The organism is Pantoea sp. SGAir0175, assembly GCF_043547855.1.
In genome coordinates this window covers 2,939,833-2,955,642 of sequence record NZ_CP028081.1, presented here as the reverse complement: position 1 = coordinate 2,955,642, position 15,810 = coordinate 2,939,833, and the positions used below count along the sequence as shown (strand labels likewise).

The window sequence follows — 15,810 nt, the reverse complement described above, 5'->3', positions numbered from 1 at the left end:
ATCTCGCCGGGGCAGAAGCAGCCGATAAGCCGTGGCGAAAGTTACAATTTTGTAAATGCGCACGTACGGTCAAGGTCAGCACGCGACCTCATCATGCCATTCCGTATCGCTAAAGCCGGTCAGGCGCGCGAAATGCTGCACCAGGCGCGGCTGCACGTCCGCCGGCGTGACGCCGGGCTGGAAAGCGCTGATCTGCGTCATCTGCATACCGGCATAGCCGCAGGGATTGATGCGCAGGAAGGGCGCCAGATCCATCGCAACATTGAGCGCCAGACCGTGAAACGAGCAGCCTTTACGGATGCGCAGGCCGAGCGAACAGATTTTCGCATCGTCAACGTATACGCCGGGCGCATCCGCACGTGCTCGCGCACTGATGTCGTAATCAGCCAGCGTAGCGATGACCGTCTCTTCCAGTGCGGTGACCAGATCGCGCACGCCCAGCTTGCGGCGTTTAACGTCAATCAGTACATACATCACCTGCTGGCCCGGGCCGTGATAGGTTACCTGGCCGCCACGATCGCTCTGTACCACCGGAATATCGCCCGGCACCAGCACATGTTCGGCTTTGCCCGCCTGGCCCTGAGTAAACACCGCGGGGTGTTCCACCAGCCAGATTTCATCGGCGGTGGCGCTGTCGCGCCGATCGGTAAAGTGATGCATGGCATCGGAGACGGGCTGCCAGTCGCGCTGGCCAAGCTGACGAACAAGAAGCGTATTAGCAGACAAAGCAGAAGTCCGGTAGCGAGTGGAGGGCAGAGTATAACGCTGGCAAAGCGGCCTTTACCAGCGTCAGCATTACAGCACCATGCGCACAATTTCGATGTTGCCCAGCTCTTCGTACAGGGTTTCCACCTGTTCGATGTGGGTGGCGTTAATGGTGATCGACACCGAGTGATAATTGCCTTTGCTGCTGGGCTTCACGTCAGGGCTGTAGTCGCCGGGCGCATGACGCTGCACCACTTCAACCACTTGATCAACCAGCTCCGGTTGCGCCAGGCCCATCACTTTGTAGGTAAAAGGCGTCGGGAATTCGAGCAGTTCATTCAGTTTGGTTTTCATATTAACTCCGGTGCATAAAAAACAGGCTCCCGCCGAAGCGGGAGCAATATAGTAGCTTATCTGGGGACGGATTGGCGATTTTTCAAGCGCGCCTTAGCCGAACCAGTGATGGAACATCAGTTTGATGTAATCGATGATGCGGCTGAAGAAACCGCCTTCCTGCACTTCGTTCAGCACCACCAGTGGACGCTGTTCGATGGTTTTACCATCCAGCTGGAAGTTGATGCTGCCCACGACCTGGTTTTTCTGCAGCGGCGCGTGCAGTTCGGTGTTGTTCAGCACGTAACTGGCCTTGAGGTCTTTCATGCGGCCGCGCGGGATGGTCAGGTAGGCATCTTTTTCCACGCCGAGCTGCACGCGATCGCTGTTGCCAAACCATACCGGCTCAGACGCAAACTCTTTGCCCGCCTTCAGCGGTGCCACGGTTTCGAAGAAGCGGAAGCCCCAGGTCAGCAGCTTTTTACTTTCGGTTTCACGGCCTTTGAAGGTGTGACCGCCCATCACTGCCGAGATCAGACGCATCTGGCCTTCGGTCGCTGACGCCACCAGGTTATAACCGGCAGCTTCGGTGTGGCCGGTTTTGATGCCGTCGACGTTCAGGCTGGTATCCCACAGCAGGCCGTTACGGTTCATCTGGCGGATGTTATTAAAGGTGAACTCTTTCTCTCTGTAGACCGCGTACTCATCCGGCACATCGCGAATCAGCGCCTGGCCAATCAGCGCCATGTCACGCGCCGTACTGTACTGACCATCAGCATCAAGACCGTGCACGGTCTGGAAATGGGTATTTTTCAGGCCCAGCGCGCCCACGTAGTTGTTCATCAGGTTAACGAACGCGTCCTGGCTGCCGGCGACGTAATCGGCCATCGCCACGCAGGCGTCGTTACCGGACTGCAGCACGATACCACGCGTCAGCTGAGAGACCGGTACGCGATCGCCCGGCTTGAGGAACATCAGCGAGGAGCCTTTGAACACCGGATTGCCGGTTGCCCAGGCATCTTTACCGACGGTAACAATGTCATCCTGATGGATTTTGCCCGCTTTGACCGCCTGGCCGATGACGTAGCTGGTCATCATTTTGGTCAGACTGGCCGGGTCGCGGCGCGCGTCCGCGTTCTTTTCCGCCAGCACTTTGCCGGAGTTATAGTCGATCAGCACGTAAGCTTCGGCATCGATGTCCGGCACGCCCGGAATCATGGTTTTCAGATTAACATCATCTGCAAAGGCAACGTGGCTGAGGGAGAGAGCGACCAGTGATCCCACTGTCAGGCGTTTCAGAAAACGAGAAGGTTTCAGCGTATTCATGTTCAGGACTACAGCATCCGTGGGGTTAAGAGTGAAAAAAGTGCCTTACTATAGCAAAGCTGCCATCGTGCGACATCTGGCTTTACGCATCAGTATCAGCAGGTAAGGGCACGGCCCGTCACATTGACGGGCGGGCCGTGGTAATAAAGGAGCTGATCTGCGCTTCATTGCTCAGACGCTGCTGCAGCGCCGCGGCCTGAGCCCGGCTGCTGAAACCGCCAAGCTGCACGCGGTAGACGTTGCCATTGGCTTCCACCGCGCCGGGTACACCAAAGCGCTGGCCAAGGCTGTCCGCCATCTGCCGGGCGCGTGCGGCGTCATTAAGGGCGCCAACCTGTACCACAAAACCGCTGCCGGCATGGGCGCTGGCGTTGTGGCTGGCCGGAGCCGGACTCGCTGCCGCAGCCGCAGCCGGTGCGGCAGGGCTGGTGGCAACCGGTGTGGCCGGCGCGCTGCCTTCCAGTACGCCGCTGGCTAACGGCTGCGGTGCGCCGAGAAAGCCGCTGCTCTGCACCGGTGCACCGATGTTGCCGTTGCTCTGCAGTGAACTGTTATCCACCGCGCGGACATCCTGTGCGGCAGGCGCTGGCGCGCTGCTGGCGCCGGTCATCACCATGCCGCCGCTCAGGTCAGGCCGTGCCGGCAGCGCATAGCTCTGTTTGGCCACGGTGGTGCCGATGGTGCCCGGGCCGGATACTGAACCGTCCGGCGCTACCTTGATGTAATCCACCCGTACGCGGGTGTTATTGGAAATATTCAGGCGATCGCCCGCGGCGCGCGACAGGTCGATAATCCGGCCCGGCGTATAAGGGCCGCGATCGTTGACGCGCACCACAATCTGCCGGCCGTTAGCCAGGTTGGTGACGCGCACGTAGCTTGGCAGCGGCAGGGTAGGGTGTGCGGCGCTTAACGCGTCCGGATCGTAGGTTTCACCCAGCGCGGTGCGGTTGCCCTGTGCTTCTTCACCGTACCACGTTGCCAGACCAACTTCGCTGTAGTTGGACGGATCTTTAATCACCCGGTAGGTTTTGCCGTTGACGCTGTAGTCCTGGCTGGTAGAGGGATTGATCGGCTCATAGCGCGGCTCCACGCCGGGAATCTCCACCACCGGGCCATTGTAGGCCGGCTGCGGCGGGGCCGTGTTCGTCTGCTGTTCCGGTGTGGAACAGGCAGCCAGTACCAGTGATGCCAGAGCAACCCCAAGCCAGTCCTTACGCATGTGCAGCCTCTTAAACGCTTTTAGATAACATTTTTCGATGAGTGTGGATCGACATCACGATGCCAAATCCGGCCATTAACACAATCAGCGCCGATCCGCCGTAGCTCACCAGCGGCAGCGGCACGCCAACCACCGGTAAGATACCACTAACCATGCCAATGTTAACGAAAACATACACAAACAGAATCAGCATCAGGCCGCCGGACATTACGCGACCAAAGGTGGTTTGCGCGCGTGCGGCAATCACCAGCCCGCGCATGATCAGCAGCAGATAAAGTACCAGCAGCAGCAGGACGCCCACCAGGCCGAGCTCTTCCGCCAGCACCGCGAAGATAAAGTCGGTGTGACGTTCGGGCAGAAACTCCAGCTGCGACTGGGTGCCATGCAGCCAGCCTTTGCCGCGCAGGCCGCCGGAGCCGATAGCAATCTTGGACTGAATAATGTGGTAGCCGGCACCGAGCGGATCGCTCTCCGGATCGAGCAGCATCATCACGCGGTCGCGCTGATAATCGTGCATCAGGAAGAACCACAGAATCGGGATGAACGCCGCCACCAGCAGCACGGCCACGCCAATCAGCTTCCAGCTCATGCCCGAGAGGAACAGCACGAACAGGCCGGAGGCGGCGATCAGAATGGAGGTACCGAGGTCCGGCTGCGCCGCTACCAGCAGCGTCGGCATGAAAATCAGCACCAGCGCGATGCCGGTGTTTTTCAGCGTTGGCGGGCAGACATCGCGGTTGATGAAGCGAGCCACCATCAGCGGCACGGCGATTTTAGCGATTTCCGACGGCTGGAAGCGCACAAAACCGAGATCGAGCCAGCGCTGCGCCCCTTTACTGATGTGGCCGAAGGCATCGACCGCCACCAGCAAAATCACGCAGACAATATAGAGGTAGGGCGCCCAGCTTTCATACACGCGCGGCGGCACCTGCGCCATCACCAGCATGATGATGGTGCCCATGGCAATCTGACCAAGCTTGCGCTCCATCATGCCCGGATCCTGGCCGCTGGCGCTCCAGATAACAATGGCGCTGTAGGCCAGCAGGCTGATGATGATCAGCATAAACAGCGGGTCGATATGGATACGCGTCCAGATCGTTCTTTTCTGGGGACTATCGTTCATCGACATCGTTATTCACCTTCGTAGCCGGGCGGCATGGGTGCGGCTTCTGGCAGCACGGTATTGTTGTCGCCCAGCATTATGTGGTCGAGAATCTGGCGCATCACGGTGCCCACCGCCGGGCCGGCACCGCCGTTTTCCAGAATCATGGTGACGGCGACGCGCGGCTTGTCGTACGGCGCGAAGGCGGTCATCAGCTTATGGTCACGCAGTCGTTCGGCAATTTTATGCGCGTTGTAAGTCTCATTCTCTTTCAGGCCAAACACCTGTGCGGTACCGGATTTCGCCGCAATCTTGTACGGTGCATCGGCAAAGCTTTTGTGCGCAGTACCGTTGGCGCGGTTGGCCACGCCATACATGCCGTCTTTGGCGATCTCCCAGTAGCCGGAATGAATGTCGCCAATCGGTGCATCCGGCGGCTGGCGATACGGCACCATGCTGTTGCCTTCACGGGTGGCGCGCAGCAGGTGCGGCACTTTAATCACGCCGTCGTTAATCAGGATCATCAGCGCTTTGTTCATCTGCACCGGCGTCGCCGTCCAGTAGCCCTGGCCGATACCGACCGGAATGGTATCGCCCTGATACCACGGCTTTTTAAAGCGTTTCATCTTCCATTCGCGCGTCGGCATGTTACCGGGGCTCTCCTGCGGCAGGTCGATACCGGTACGGTGGCCGTAGCCGAATTTGGTCATCCACTCCGACAGGCGGTCGATGCCCATGTCATAGGCCACCTGATAGAAGAAGGTATCCGCCGACTCTTCCAGCGATTTGGTGACGTTGAGGCGACCGTGGCCCCACTTTTTCCAGTCGCGGTAGCGTTTTTCCGAGCCCGGCAGCTGCCACCAGCCCGGATCGAACAGGCTGGTATTGCGGTTGATCACGCCGGCGCTGAGCGCTGAGACCGCCACATAAGGTTTAACCGTGGAAGCTGGCGGATACGATGCCTGCAGCGCACGGTTATACAGCGGGCGGTTCTCATCGCCGAGCAGCGCCTTATAATCTTTACTCGAAATACCATCGACAAACAGATTCGGATCGTAACTGGGTGTGGAGACCAGCGCGAGAATCTCACCGGTGCGCGGATCGCTCACCACCACGGCGGCGCGGCTGCCGGTCAGCAGGGTTTCGATGTACTGCTGTAGCTTGAGATCGATGGTTAACCAGATATCGCGTCCGGCCTGCGGTGACTGCTCATGCAGCTGACGGATCACGCGACCGCGGTTGTTGACTTCAACCTCTTCGTAACCGGTTTTGCCGTGCAGCACATCTTCGTAATAGTTTTCGATGCCGAGCTTACCGATGTCGTGGGTGGCGGCGTAGTTCGGCCATTTGCCTTCTTCATCAAGGCGCTTGACGTCACGATCGTTGATTTTCGAGACGTAGCCCACCACGTGCGTCAGCGTCTGGCCGTAAGGGTAGTAGCGGCGCTGGTAGCCTTTTACTTCCACGCCCGGGAAGCGGTACTGGTTCACTGCGAAGCGCGCGACCTGCACTTCATTCAGGCCGGTTTTGACCGGAATGGAGGTAAAGCGGCGCGAGCGCTTGCGCTCTTTTTCAAACGCATCGATGTCATCGTCGGTCAAATCCAGCACCGGCCGCAGATCCTGCAGCGTCTGCTTCAGGTCATCGACTTTTTCCGGCACCAGCTCGGCCTGGTAAATGGTGCGATTGAGCGCCAGCGGCACACCGTTGCGGTCATAGATGATGCCGCGGCTGGGGGCGACCGGCACCAGTTTGATGCGGTTTTCGTTTGAACGGGTGCTGTAGTCGTCGAAGCGCAGGATCTGCAGATGATACAGATTGACCACCAGCACGCTGGAGAGCAGCAGGATGCCGACAAAGGCCACCAGGGCGCGGCGGACAAACAGTTTCTGTTCGGCAGTGTAATCGCGAAAAGCGTTGCTCTGTAATTTCATCCGCTGCGTTTATTGTCTGGAGGTTGTCAGGCGTTTATTCACGGTGATAAGGGTGATTAGTGGTAATACTCCAGGCACGATACAGGCTTTCCGCCACCAGCACACGCACCAGCGGGTGCGGCAGCGTTAACGCGGACAGTGACCAGCTCTGCTCGGCTGCCGCTTTACACGCCGGCGCCAGGCCTTCCGGCCCACCAATCAGCAGGCTGACATCACGCCCGTCCAGCTTCCAGCGCTCTAACTGCTGCGCCAGCTGCGGCGTTTCCCACGGCTGTCCGGGAATATCCAGCGTCACAATGCGGTTGCCTTTGCCCACCGCCGCCAGCATCGCTTCACCCTCTTTTTCCAGAATGCGTTTGATGTCGGCGTTTTTGCCGCGTTTACCGGCCGGCACTTCAGTCAGCTCAAACGGCATATCTTTGGGAAAGCGACGCAGGTACTCCATGAAACCGGTCTGAACCCAGTCGGGCATTTTGGTGCCGACGGCGACAAGCTGCAGTTTCAACGTTTAGCTCCAGAGCTTTTCCAGCTCGTACAGCTGGCGGCTCTCTTCCTGCATCACGTGCACGATCACTTCACCGAGATCGACCACAACCCAGTCAGCAGCCGCTTTGCCGTCGACGCCGAGCGGTTTCAGGCCAGCCGCGCGCGATTCCTGCATCACATGGTCAGCGATGGAGGAGACGTGACGGTTGGAGGTCCCGGTACAGATAATCATGCAATCGGTGATACTGGATTTGCCCTGCACATCAATCGCAACGATGTCCTGGCCTTTGAGATCATCAATCTTATCAATAACGAACTCTTGGAGTGCTTTGCCTTGCAAAAGGTTCCCCTTAAAAACAGGTGATTATGGGCAGGCTGAATGCCCCGGAAAACGCAGCCAAAAATGAAGCGGCGCAGTATAGCACGCGGCGATCAATCGCGATATAAGCCCGCGCGATCGATGTAGTCGATCACCGCCGCCGGCAGCAGATCGGCGCAGTCCTGGCCATGATGGCGGCGCTGGCGAATCTCAGTGGCAGAAATGTCGAACAGCGGCGTATCGGCCAGCCAGATGTGGCCTGCCGGCGCGCGATGCAGCTGCTGCACCTCATGCGCGCGGTGCGCATCCAGCCACTGCTGCATCTCTGGCGTAGCCATCTGCGCGGCGTAGCCTGGACGCTGACAGACCAGCAGGTGACACAGCGACAGCAACTCCTGCCAGCGATGCCATTTTCCTAACGTTAGCAGAGAATCCTGACCGATGATAAACCCGAGGGGCTGTTGTGCGCCGCGCTCGGCGCGCAGGGTTTCCAGCGTGTCCACCGTCCATGACGGCGTGGTGCGCGTCAGCTCGCGCGTGTCGATATCAAACAGCGGACGATCGGCAATGGCGCAGCGCAGCATCGCCACGCGCTGTTGTGCGCTGGCTTCCGGCTGTGGCCGGTGCGGCGGCACGTTGTTTGGCAGCAGCGTCACTTTTTGCAGGCCAACCTGCTGCGCCAGCGCGGTGACCGGACGCAGATGGCCGTAATGAATGGGATCGAAGGTGCCGCCAAACAGCGCGTAAAGGTCAGACATCAGTTAAACCCAGCGGAAAATCACGATGGCACAGCAGCAACGACAGCGTCTCCAGCTGCGGCCACAGATTCTGACCGTAGTCCTGCTTCATGGTCAGTTCGAGTTGAGCCAGCAGATGCACCGCTTGCTGCAGCCGTTGCGCATCCAGTCGCTGCAGCGCTTCAGTGAACAGGGCACGGCGGTTCTGCCAGATACGCTGTTGATCCATCAGCGTGCGCAGCGGCTGCTTCGACTGCTGGCGTTGTAGCTGCAGTAGCGTCAGCAGATCGCGCTGCAGCGTGCGCAGCAGAATCACCACTTCGCTGTCCTCTTTTTGCAGCTGACGCAAAATGTGCAGCGCGCGTTTGCTCTTGCCGGCCAGCAGCGCATCAACCCAGTGAAACGGCGTGAAATGCGCGGCATCGTTCACCGCTTCTTCCACGCGGGGCAGCGTCAGTTTGCCGTCCGGCCACAGCAGCGACAGCCGCTCCAGCGCCTGGGCCAGCGCCAGCAGATTACCTTCATAACAGTAGCAGAGCAGCTGAATCGCCGCGTCATCAATACTCAGCTGCAGGGCTTTCGCGCGGGCGGCCACCCAGCGCGGCAGCTGCGCCTGTTCCGGCGTCTGGCACGGCACCAGCACCGCACTGGCGCTGAGCGCTTTAAACCAGGCGCTGTTTTCCTGCGCTTTAGTCAGCTTCGCCATCCGCAGCACCAGCATGATGTCGCTGTGCAGCAGCGCCGCCAGTTTCACCAGCTGTTCGGCGATGGCGGCGTTGGGGCCGTTTTCCGGCAGCTGCAGCGTCAGCGTCTGGCGCTGTGTGAACAGGCTCAGCGACTGACAGCTGGCGAAAATCGCCTCCCAGTCAGTTTGCGCATCAACGCTGACGGAAAAATGTTCGTCGAAGCCCTGCTGAGCGGCGGCGGCGCGGATGGCATCTGCGCTCTCCTGAATCAGCAGGGGTTCATTACCGGTGAGAAAATAACAGGCGCGCAGCCCCTCTCGAAGCTGCGCGCGCAGTTGCTCAGGATAGATCCTGATCATTGCAGACTGGTGGCTGACGAGGAGGGCACTTCCGGTGAGTCCGCGCCTGGCGCAATCACTTCAGGTTGCGGCAGCGTCTCTTTGTTGCTCTCCTGCGCGGCGTGTACCGTCAGCAGCTTACGCACCAGCTGCTCGGCGGCGCGCTGACGCATCTCCTGCACGATCATATCCTGCTCGGCATCCTTCGCCAGCGCGGCGTTCGGGTTGTCGAAGAACGAACGGTACACCGTGGTGCTGATCGGATAAATGCCTTTACCCGGCAGCAACACCTGCGCGCTGACGGTCATCACCAGCGAGTATTCGGCGGTGGTGCCGCTGATGAATACCGACGCGGTGTCGCGTCCCTGACTCTCCGCGCCGAGACGCAGCGTCGGGTATTGCGCACTGGCCGCTTTGCTGTCTTCAACGATTTTGACATCGTTGATGCGCAGCTGCTGACGCACGGTGCGCGCCAGCGGGCCATACGGATCGCCGCTCTGGACGATCAGCGTTTTCATTTCCGGTGGCACCTGCGTGGTGCCGCGCGGATGAAAACCACAGCCGGCAGTGACCAGCACTGCCAGCAGGACAAACAGCCTGATAACGAGTTGTCGCACAGTTCCTCCTGAACTTAACCTACGACCAGGTTAAGCAGTTTGCCAGGGACATAAATCACTTTACGAAGGGTGACGCCATCGAGATATTTCGCCACCAGATGCTCCTGTGCCGCACGCGCCTGCACCTGTTCCTGCGTCGCATCCGGCGCCACGGTAATTTTACCACGCACTTTACCGTTAACCTGTACCACCACCAGCAGCGAATCCTCTACCATTGCCGCTTCATCGGCAACCGGCCAGCTGGCGTCGTCGATGCTGCCTTCGCCACCCAGTGCCTGCCACAGCACGTAGCTGGCGTGCGGGGTGAAGGGATAGAGCAGGCGCGTTACGGCGACCAGCGCTTCCTGCATCAGGGCGCGATCCTGTTCGCTCTCCTGCGGTGCGCGCAGCAGTTTGTTCATCAGCTCCATGATCGCCGCAATCGCGGTGTTGAAGGTCTGACGACGGCCGATGTCATCCGCCACTTTGGCGATGGTTTTGTGCAGATCGCGACGCAGCGCTTTCTGCTCATCGTTGAGCGCGTTGACATCCAGCGCCACGGTCGCGCCTTTAGCCACGTGATCGTACGCCAGCTTCCATACGCGTTTCAGGAAGCGGTTAGCGCCTTCCACGCCTGACTCCTGCCACTCCAGCGTCATTTCCGCCGGGGAGGCAAACATCATGAACAGACGCACGGTATCTGCGCCGTAGCGCTCAACCATCAGCTGCGGGTCGATGCCGTTGTTTTTGGACTTCGACATTTTGCTCATGCCCGCGTAGATCACTTCGCGGCCCTGATTGTCGATGGCTTTGGTGATGCGGCCTTTTTCGTCGCGCTCGACGTTAACGTCAACCGGAGAAACCCAGTTGCGCTCGCCGTTGGCGCCGACGTAATAGAAGGCGTCTGCCAGTACCATGCCCTGGCACAGCAGGCGTTTGGCCGGCTCGTCAGAGTTGACCAGGCCCGCGTCGCGCAGCAGCTTGTGGTAGAAGCGGAAATACATCAGGTGCATGATGGCGTGTTCGATACCGCCCACATACTGATCGACCGGCAGCCAGTAGTTCGCTGCCGCCGGATCCAGCATGCCTTCGTTGTAGTTCGCACAGGTGTAACGCGCGTAGTACCACGATGATTCCATAAATGTGTCGAAGGTGTCGGTTTCACGCAGCGCCGGCTGACCGTTGACGGTGGTTTTCGCCCACTCCGGATCGGCTTTGATTGGGCTGGTGATACCGTCCATGACCACGTCTTCCGGCAGAATTACCGGCAGCTGATCTTCTGGGGTTGGCATCACGGTGCCATCTTCCAGCGTCACCATCGGAATTGGCGCACCCCAGTAGCGCTGGCGTGACACACCCCAGTCGCGCAGGCGATAGTTCACTTTACGCACGCCGACGCCTTTGGCCGCCAGCGCATCGGCGATGGCATTGAAGCCGGCGTCGTGGTCCAGACCGTCAAACTCGCCGGAGTTGAACAGCGTGCCTTTTTCGGTCATCGCTGCGGCGCTGATATCCGGCGCGGTACCGTCGAGGTTGAGTACCACCGGCTTGATGTTGAGATCGTATTTGGTGGCGAATTCCCAGTCGCGCTGGTCATGACCCGGTACGGCCATCACGGCACCGGTGCCGTACTCCATCAGCACGAAGTTAGCGACCCAGACCGGAATCTCTTCGCCCGTCAGCGGATGGATAGCGTGCAGGCCGGTGGCCATGCCTTTCTTCTCCATCGTGGCCATGTCCGCTTCGGCGACTTTGGTGTTGCTGCATTCAGCAATGAAGTCAGCCAGCGCCGGGTTGTTGACGGCAGCCTGACGCGCCAGCGGATGACCGGCGGCCACGGCGACATAGGTTGCCCCCATGAAGGTGTCCGGACGGGTGGTGTAAACCGTGACTTTTTCCGCGCTGTTGGCCACGTCAAAGGTGATTTCGACACCTTCAGAACGGCCAATCCAGTTGCGCTGCATGGTCTTGACCTGCTCCGGCCAGTCTTCCAGCTTATCGAGGTCGTTGAGCAGCTCTTCGGCGTAATCGGTGATTTTCACGAACCACTGCGGGATCTCTTTGCGTTCGACTTTGGTGTCGCAGCGCCAGCAGCAGCCATCGATCACCTGTTCGTTCGCCAGTACGGTCTGGTCGTTCGGGCACCAGTTGACTGCGGAGGTTTTTTTGTAGACCAGACCTTTTTCGTACAGTTTGGTGAAGAACCACTGTTCCCAGCGGTAATACTCAGGCTGACAGGTCGCCAGTTCGCGACTCCAGTCATAGCCGAAGCCCAGCAGTTTCAGCTGGTTTTTCATGTATTCGATGTTGTCGTAGGTCCAGGGCGCCGGCGCGGTGTTGTTTTTCACCGCCGCCCCTTCGGCGGGCAGGCCAAAGGCATCCCAGCCAATCGGCTGCAGGACGTTTTTGCCCAGCATGCGCTGGTAGCGCGCAATCACATCGCCAATGGTGTAGTTACGCACGTGGCCCATGTGCAGGCGGCCAGAAGGATAGGGCAGCATAGACAGGCAGTAGTATTTCTCTTTGCCTTCCTGCTCGGTCACTTTGAAGGTTTCGTTTTCGTCCCAGTGCTGCTGGACGCGGGATTCTATCTCTTCCGGGCGGTATTGCTCTTGCATGGCTGCCTGTGGTCCTTGTGAAATCGTTTTTTAAACACTTTTGATCCGCATAGCATACCCATAAGGCCGCCCCTCAACAACAATTGACGCCCTCCGGCGGCGTGATTTGTGCGGAATGCGCCAGCGCTTTCACCCTTTTGCGATTTCCTCTGCGCTAAGCGCAGCAAATATGGCAAAGCGGCTAAACTTAACTCAGCATCCGCAGCGGAAAGGAGAACAAAATGAATAATGTGGCGCAGGAGTATCGTGCAACGGTAGCAGCATTAACCCAGCGGCTGGAGCGTGGCGAGCGTGATGTCGACGCACTGGTCGCCGAGGCGCGCAGCGCGCTGCTGCAGAAACAGACGCTGACCACCGCCGAAGTCGACGAGGTCATGCGCGCGGTGCGGCGCGATTTGCACGAGTTCGCGCTCAGCTATCAGGAGTCCAGCGAAGCGCTCGGCGATTCAGTGTTTCTGCGGGTGATTCGTGAAAGCCTGTGGAAAGAGCTGGCCGATATCACCGATAAGAGCCAGCTGGAGTGGCGCGAAGTGTTTCAGGATCTGCGGCATCACGGCGTGTATCAGAGCGGCGAAGTGGTGGGACTAGGCAATCTGGTGTGTGAAAAGTGCGGTTTTACCCGGGCGATTTACACCCCGGAGAGCCTGACGCGCTGCCCGGAGTGCGGCCACGATCAGTTCCAGCGTCAGCCGTTTGAGCCCTGAATTATCACCGTGCTCTGAAGCAAAAAAAGTATTGCTGCTTAAGGCGTGCGGACTGTCAGAAGGGAACCTGAACACGCTCGGATCGGCAAAACCCGCATCCCTGCGTGCCTCGACACGCGGCATCCCTGCCGCGTGACGTCCTGCTTAGTTCAGGATCCCTTCTACCGTAAAAAAGCAGGTGCGGCGGTATGAGTGCATTTGTCACCGCGATGATGAAGCTTAATGATGCGCAAGGCATAGCGCCTTGCGGCAGCCTCCGCGCCAGGGAAGGCGCGGCGGCAGGCTCCAGGAGGATTCATGCCGGTGCGGCAAGACGCTATGCCTTGCGCAGTCGGGTACCGCATCACAGCAGCAATATATCGATTTTGGTGAAGTGCAGGAGGGGCAAGATAAGCCCTGACGCTGGCGGTCCGTGGACCGCCAGCATTGTGAGTATTAGTGCAGGATTTTCGCCAGGAAGTCTTTGGCACGGTCGGACTGCGGATTGCTGAAGAAGTCATCCTTGTTGGTGTCTTCAACGATCTTTCCTTCGTCCATAAAGATGACGCGATTCGCCACTTTGCGTGCAAAGCCCATCTCGTGCGTCACCACCATCATCGTCATGCCTTCGTTGGCTAACTCCACCATGACGTCCAGCACTTCGTTGATCATCTCCGGATCCAGTGCGGAAGTCGGTTCATCGAACAGCATAGCGATAGGATCCATGCACAGCGCACGGGCGATGGCGACGCGCTGCTGCTGACCGCCAGACAGCTGACCAGGGAATTTCTCCGCATGCGCCGCCAGACCCACGCGCTTCAGCAGGGCAAGGCCCTTATCGCGCGCGGCAGTTTTGTCGCGCTTCAGCACTTTCACCTGCGCCAGCACCAGGTTATCAATGATGCTGAGATGCGGGAACAGTTCGAAGTGCTGAAACACCATGCCCACTTTGCTGCGCAGTTGGGCGAGATTGGTTTTTTTGTTGTTCACCTCGGTACCGTTCACCTGAATGCTGCCCTGCTGCACAGGCTCCAGCCCGTTCACCGTTTTAATCAGCGTCGATTTACCGGAGCCAGACGGTCCGCAGACCACCACTACCTCACCTTTCTTCACTTCGGTGGAGCAGTCGGTCAGCACCTGAAAGTGCCCATACCACTTAGAAACATTTTTCAGGCTAATCATTTAAACCGTCCTTTTTCTTTTCAGATAACTGACCAACAGCGAAGCGCTCAGGCTGATCACGAAGTAGACCAGACCGGCAAACAGAACCATTTCTACCTGGGTACCGTCACGTTCACCGATAGTGGACGCGGTGCGGAAGAAGTCCGCCAGGCTCAACACATACACCAGCGAGGTGTCCTGGAACAGCACGATGCCCTGCGTCAGCAGCAGCGGCACCATGGCGCGGAACGCCTGTGGCAGGATGATCAGCTTCATCGACTGCCACTGCGTCATACCCAGCGCCAGCGCCGCGTTGGACTGGCCGCGCGAGATGCTCTGGATACCGGCGCGGATAATCTCCGAGTAGTAAGCGGCTTCAAACAGCGCAAACGCCACCATGGCGGAGATCAGCCGGATATCGGTTTTTGGCGACAGCCCAAGCACCTGCTGCAGGAAGCTGGGAACCACCAGATAGAACCACAGCAGCACCATCACCAGCGGCACCGAGCGGAACAGGTTCACGTACAGTTTGGCGAACCAGCGGACCGGGGCGAACGCGGACAAGCGCATCACCGCCAGAATGGTGCCCCAGATAATGCCAAACACTACCGCCACCGCCGTGATTTTCAGCGTAATGATCATGCCGTTCAGCAGATAGGGCAGGCTGGGCGGAATCGAACTCCAGTCAAAATCGTACATTATTTGCCTCCCAGGTTGCCGGGCAGGCGGATTTTGCGTTCTACCAGACTCATAATCAGCATGATCACCAGGTTAATACCGACGTAGGCCAGGGTGATAGCGGTGAAAGATTCATAGGCATGCGCCGAGTAATCCAGCAGCTTGCCCGCCTGCGCCGCCAGGTCGACCAGACCGATGGTAGAGGCGATGGCGGAGTTCTTCACCAGGTTAAGCATTTCCGAGGTCATCGGCGGCACAATCACGCGGTAAGCGTTAGGCAGCAGCACGTAGCGGTAGGTCTGTGGCAGCGTCAGGCCCATCGCCAGACCGGCGTTTTTCTGGCCGCGCGGCAGCGACTGAATCGCGGCGCGCACCTGCTCACACACGCGTGCGGCGGTGAACAGACCGAGACAGATGGTTGAAGAGAGGAAAAACTGGATGTTCGGGTCCAGTTCAGCCTTAAACCACATGCCGAGCTTCTCCCCGACCAGTTCTGGCGCCACCAGATACCAGAAGAAGAACTGCACGATCAGCGGGATATTACGAAAAAGCTCCACGTAGCAGGTGCCAATGGTGGACAACCAGCGATTAGGCACGGTACGCAGAATGCCAAAGAAGGAACCTACCAGGAAGGCGATAATCCAGGCGCAGCAGGAGACCGCGACGGTCACCTGAAATCCGGACCACAGCCAGCCGAGGTAAGTCGTATTGCCGAACGGAGCCTGCTGTAAAAAGATGCCCCAGTTCCAATCGATACCCATAACGAGCTCCGGTAAAAAAAGGGTAGCGAGGCTACCCATAAGATTGTTGAGCGGTGTCTTGTGTCCTGCTTCAGGGGAACGGCCTGTTACAGTCTGTCTGTCCGCACCGCGTGTTCAGCAATCGAGAG

At 58.9% G+C, this 15,810-nt stretch carries 16 protein-coding genes; 1 reads left to right on the top strand and 15 read right to left on the bottom strand.

Features of this window, described 5'->3' with window-relative positions:
* Positions 1–75: 75 nt before the first annotated feature.
* From lipB to leuS, 12 genes are all read right to left on the bottom strand, one after another.
* A complete protein-coding gene (lipB, locus tag C1N56_RS13830; RefSeq protein WP_394516767.1) occupies positions 76–726 on the bottom strand; it encodes a lipoyl(octanoyl) transferase LipB in 651 nt (216 codons plus the stop codon).
* Positions 727–795: 69 nt separating this feature from the next.
* The gene (gene ybeD / locus C1N56_RS13825; RefSeq protein WP_010618866.1) at positions 796–1,059 is read right to left on the bottom strand and encodes a DUF493 family protein YbeD; all 264 of its coding nucleotides are present in this window, start codon (positions 1,057–1,059) and stop codon (positions 796–798) included.
* A 93-nt stretch (positions 1,060–1,152) separates the two neighbouring features.
* Positions 1,153–2,364, bottom strand: coding sequence for a D-alanyl-D-alanine carboxypeptidase DacA (dacA, locus tag C1N56_RS13820; protein WP_021508587.1), 1,212 nt, complete (start codon positions 2,362–2,364; stop codon positions 1,153–1,155).
* 118 nt (positions 2,365–2,482) lie between these two features.
* Positions 2,483–3,583: an endolytic peptidoglycan transglycosylase RlpA gene (gene rlpA, locus C1N56_RS13815; protein ID WP_211725129.1), complete on the bottom strand. Its 1,101-nt coding sequence runs from the start codon at positions 3,581–3,583 to the stop codon at positions 2,483–2,485.
* A gap of 10 nt (positions 3,584–3,593) precedes the next feature.
* The gene (gene mrdB / locus C1N56_RS13810; protein ID WP_031279886.1) at positions 3,594–4,706 is read right to left on the bottom strand and encodes a peptidoglycan glycosyltransferase MrdB; all 1,113 of its coding nucleotides are present in this window, start codon (positions 4,704–4,706) and stop codon (positions 3,594–3,596) included.
* A gap of 8 nt (positions 4,707–4,714) precedes the next feature.
* Positions 4,715–6,619 (bottom strand): peptidoglycan DD-transpeptidase MrdA, encoded by a 1,905-nt coding sequence (mrdA, locus tag C1N56_RS13805; RefSeq protein ID WP_021508584.1) that lies wholly within the window; start codon positions 6,617–6,619, stop codon positions 4,715–4,717.
* A gap of 34 nt (positions 6,620–6,653) precedes the next feature.
* A complete protein-coding gene (gene rlmH / locus C1N56_RS13800; RefSeq protein ID WP_058757899.1) occupies positions 6,654–7,124 on the bottom strand; it encodes a 23S rRNA (pseudouridine(1915)-N(3))-methyltransferase RlmH in 471 nt (156 codons plus the stop codon).
* Positions 7,125–7,127: 3 nt separating this feature from the next.
* Positions 7,128–7,445 carry a ribosome silencing factor gene (gene rsfS, locus C1N56_RS13795; protein WP_021508582.1) on the bottom strand — a complete coding sequence of 106 codons (318 nt, stop codon included), beginning with the start codon at positions 7,443–7,445 and terminating at the stop codon, positions 7,128–7,130.
* Between the two features lie 92 nt (positions 7,446–7,537).
* The gene (nadD, locus tag C1N56_RS13790; protein ID WP_058769435.1) at positions 7,538–8,182 is read right to left on the bottom strand and encodes a nicotinate-nucleotide adenylyltransferase; all 645 of its coding nucleotides are present in this window, start codon (positions 8,180–8,182) and stop codon (positions 7,538–7,540) included.
* Complete coding sequence (gene holA, locus C1N56_RS13785) at positions 8,175–9,206, bottom strand: DNA polymerase III subunit delta (RefSeq protein ID WP_394516766.1); 1,032 nt, start codon at positions 9,204–9,206, stop codon at positions 8,175–8,177. Before holA ends, nadD begins: the two co-directional genes overlap by 8 nt.
* Positions 9,203–9,802, bottom strand: a complete 600-nt coding sequence (lptE, locus tag C1N56_RS13780; protein WP_021508579.1) for an LPS assembly lipoprotein LptE — start codon at positions 9,800–9,802, stop codon at positions 9,203–9,205. Before lptE ends, holA begins: the two co-directional genes overlap by 4 nt.
* A gap of 14 nt (positions 9,803–9,816) precedes the next feature.
* Positions 9,817–12,399, bottom strand: a complete 2,583-nt coding sequence (gene leuS, locus C1N56_RS13775; RefSeq protein WP_058769436.1) for a leucine--tRNA ligase — start codon at positions 12,397–12,399, stop codon at positions 9,817–9,819.
* A gap of 221 nt (positions 12,400–12,620) precedes the next feature.
* On the opposite strand from leuS, the gene C1N56_RS13770 reads away from it, so the two are divergent.
* A complete protein-coding gene (locus tag C1N56_RS13770) occupies positions 12,621–13,103 on the top strand; it encodes a zinc ribbon-containing protein (RefSeq protein ID WP_021508577.1) in 483 nt (160 codons plus the stop codon).
* Between the two features lie 435 nt (positions 13,104–13,538).
* Here the strand turns inward: C1N56_RS13770 and C1N56_RS13765 are convergent, their stop codons facing one another.
* From C1N56_RS13765 to C1N56_RS13755, 3 genes are read right to left on the bottom strand one after another with little or no spacing between them, the layout of a single operon-like run.
* A complete protein-coding gene (locus C1N56_RS13765; RefSeq protein ID WP_058757895.1) occupies positions 13,539–14,264 on the bottom strand; it encodes an amino acid ABC transporter ATP-binding protein in 726 nt (241 codons plus the stop codon).
* A complete protein-coding gene (gene gltK / locus C1N56_RS13760) occupies positions 14,265–14,942 on the bottom strand; it encodes a glutamate/aspartate ABC transporter permease GltK (protein ID WP_152391251.1) in 678 nt (225 codons plus the stop codon).
* Positions 14,942–15,682 (bottom strand): amino acid ABC transporter permease, encoded by a 741-nt coding sequence (locus C1N56_RS13755; protein WP_021508574.1) that lies wholly within the window; start codon positions 15,680–15,682, stop codon positions 14,942–14,944. Before C1N56_RS13755 ends, gltK begins: the two co-directional genes overlap by 1 nt.
* Positions 15,683–15,810: the final 128 nt, after the last annotated feature.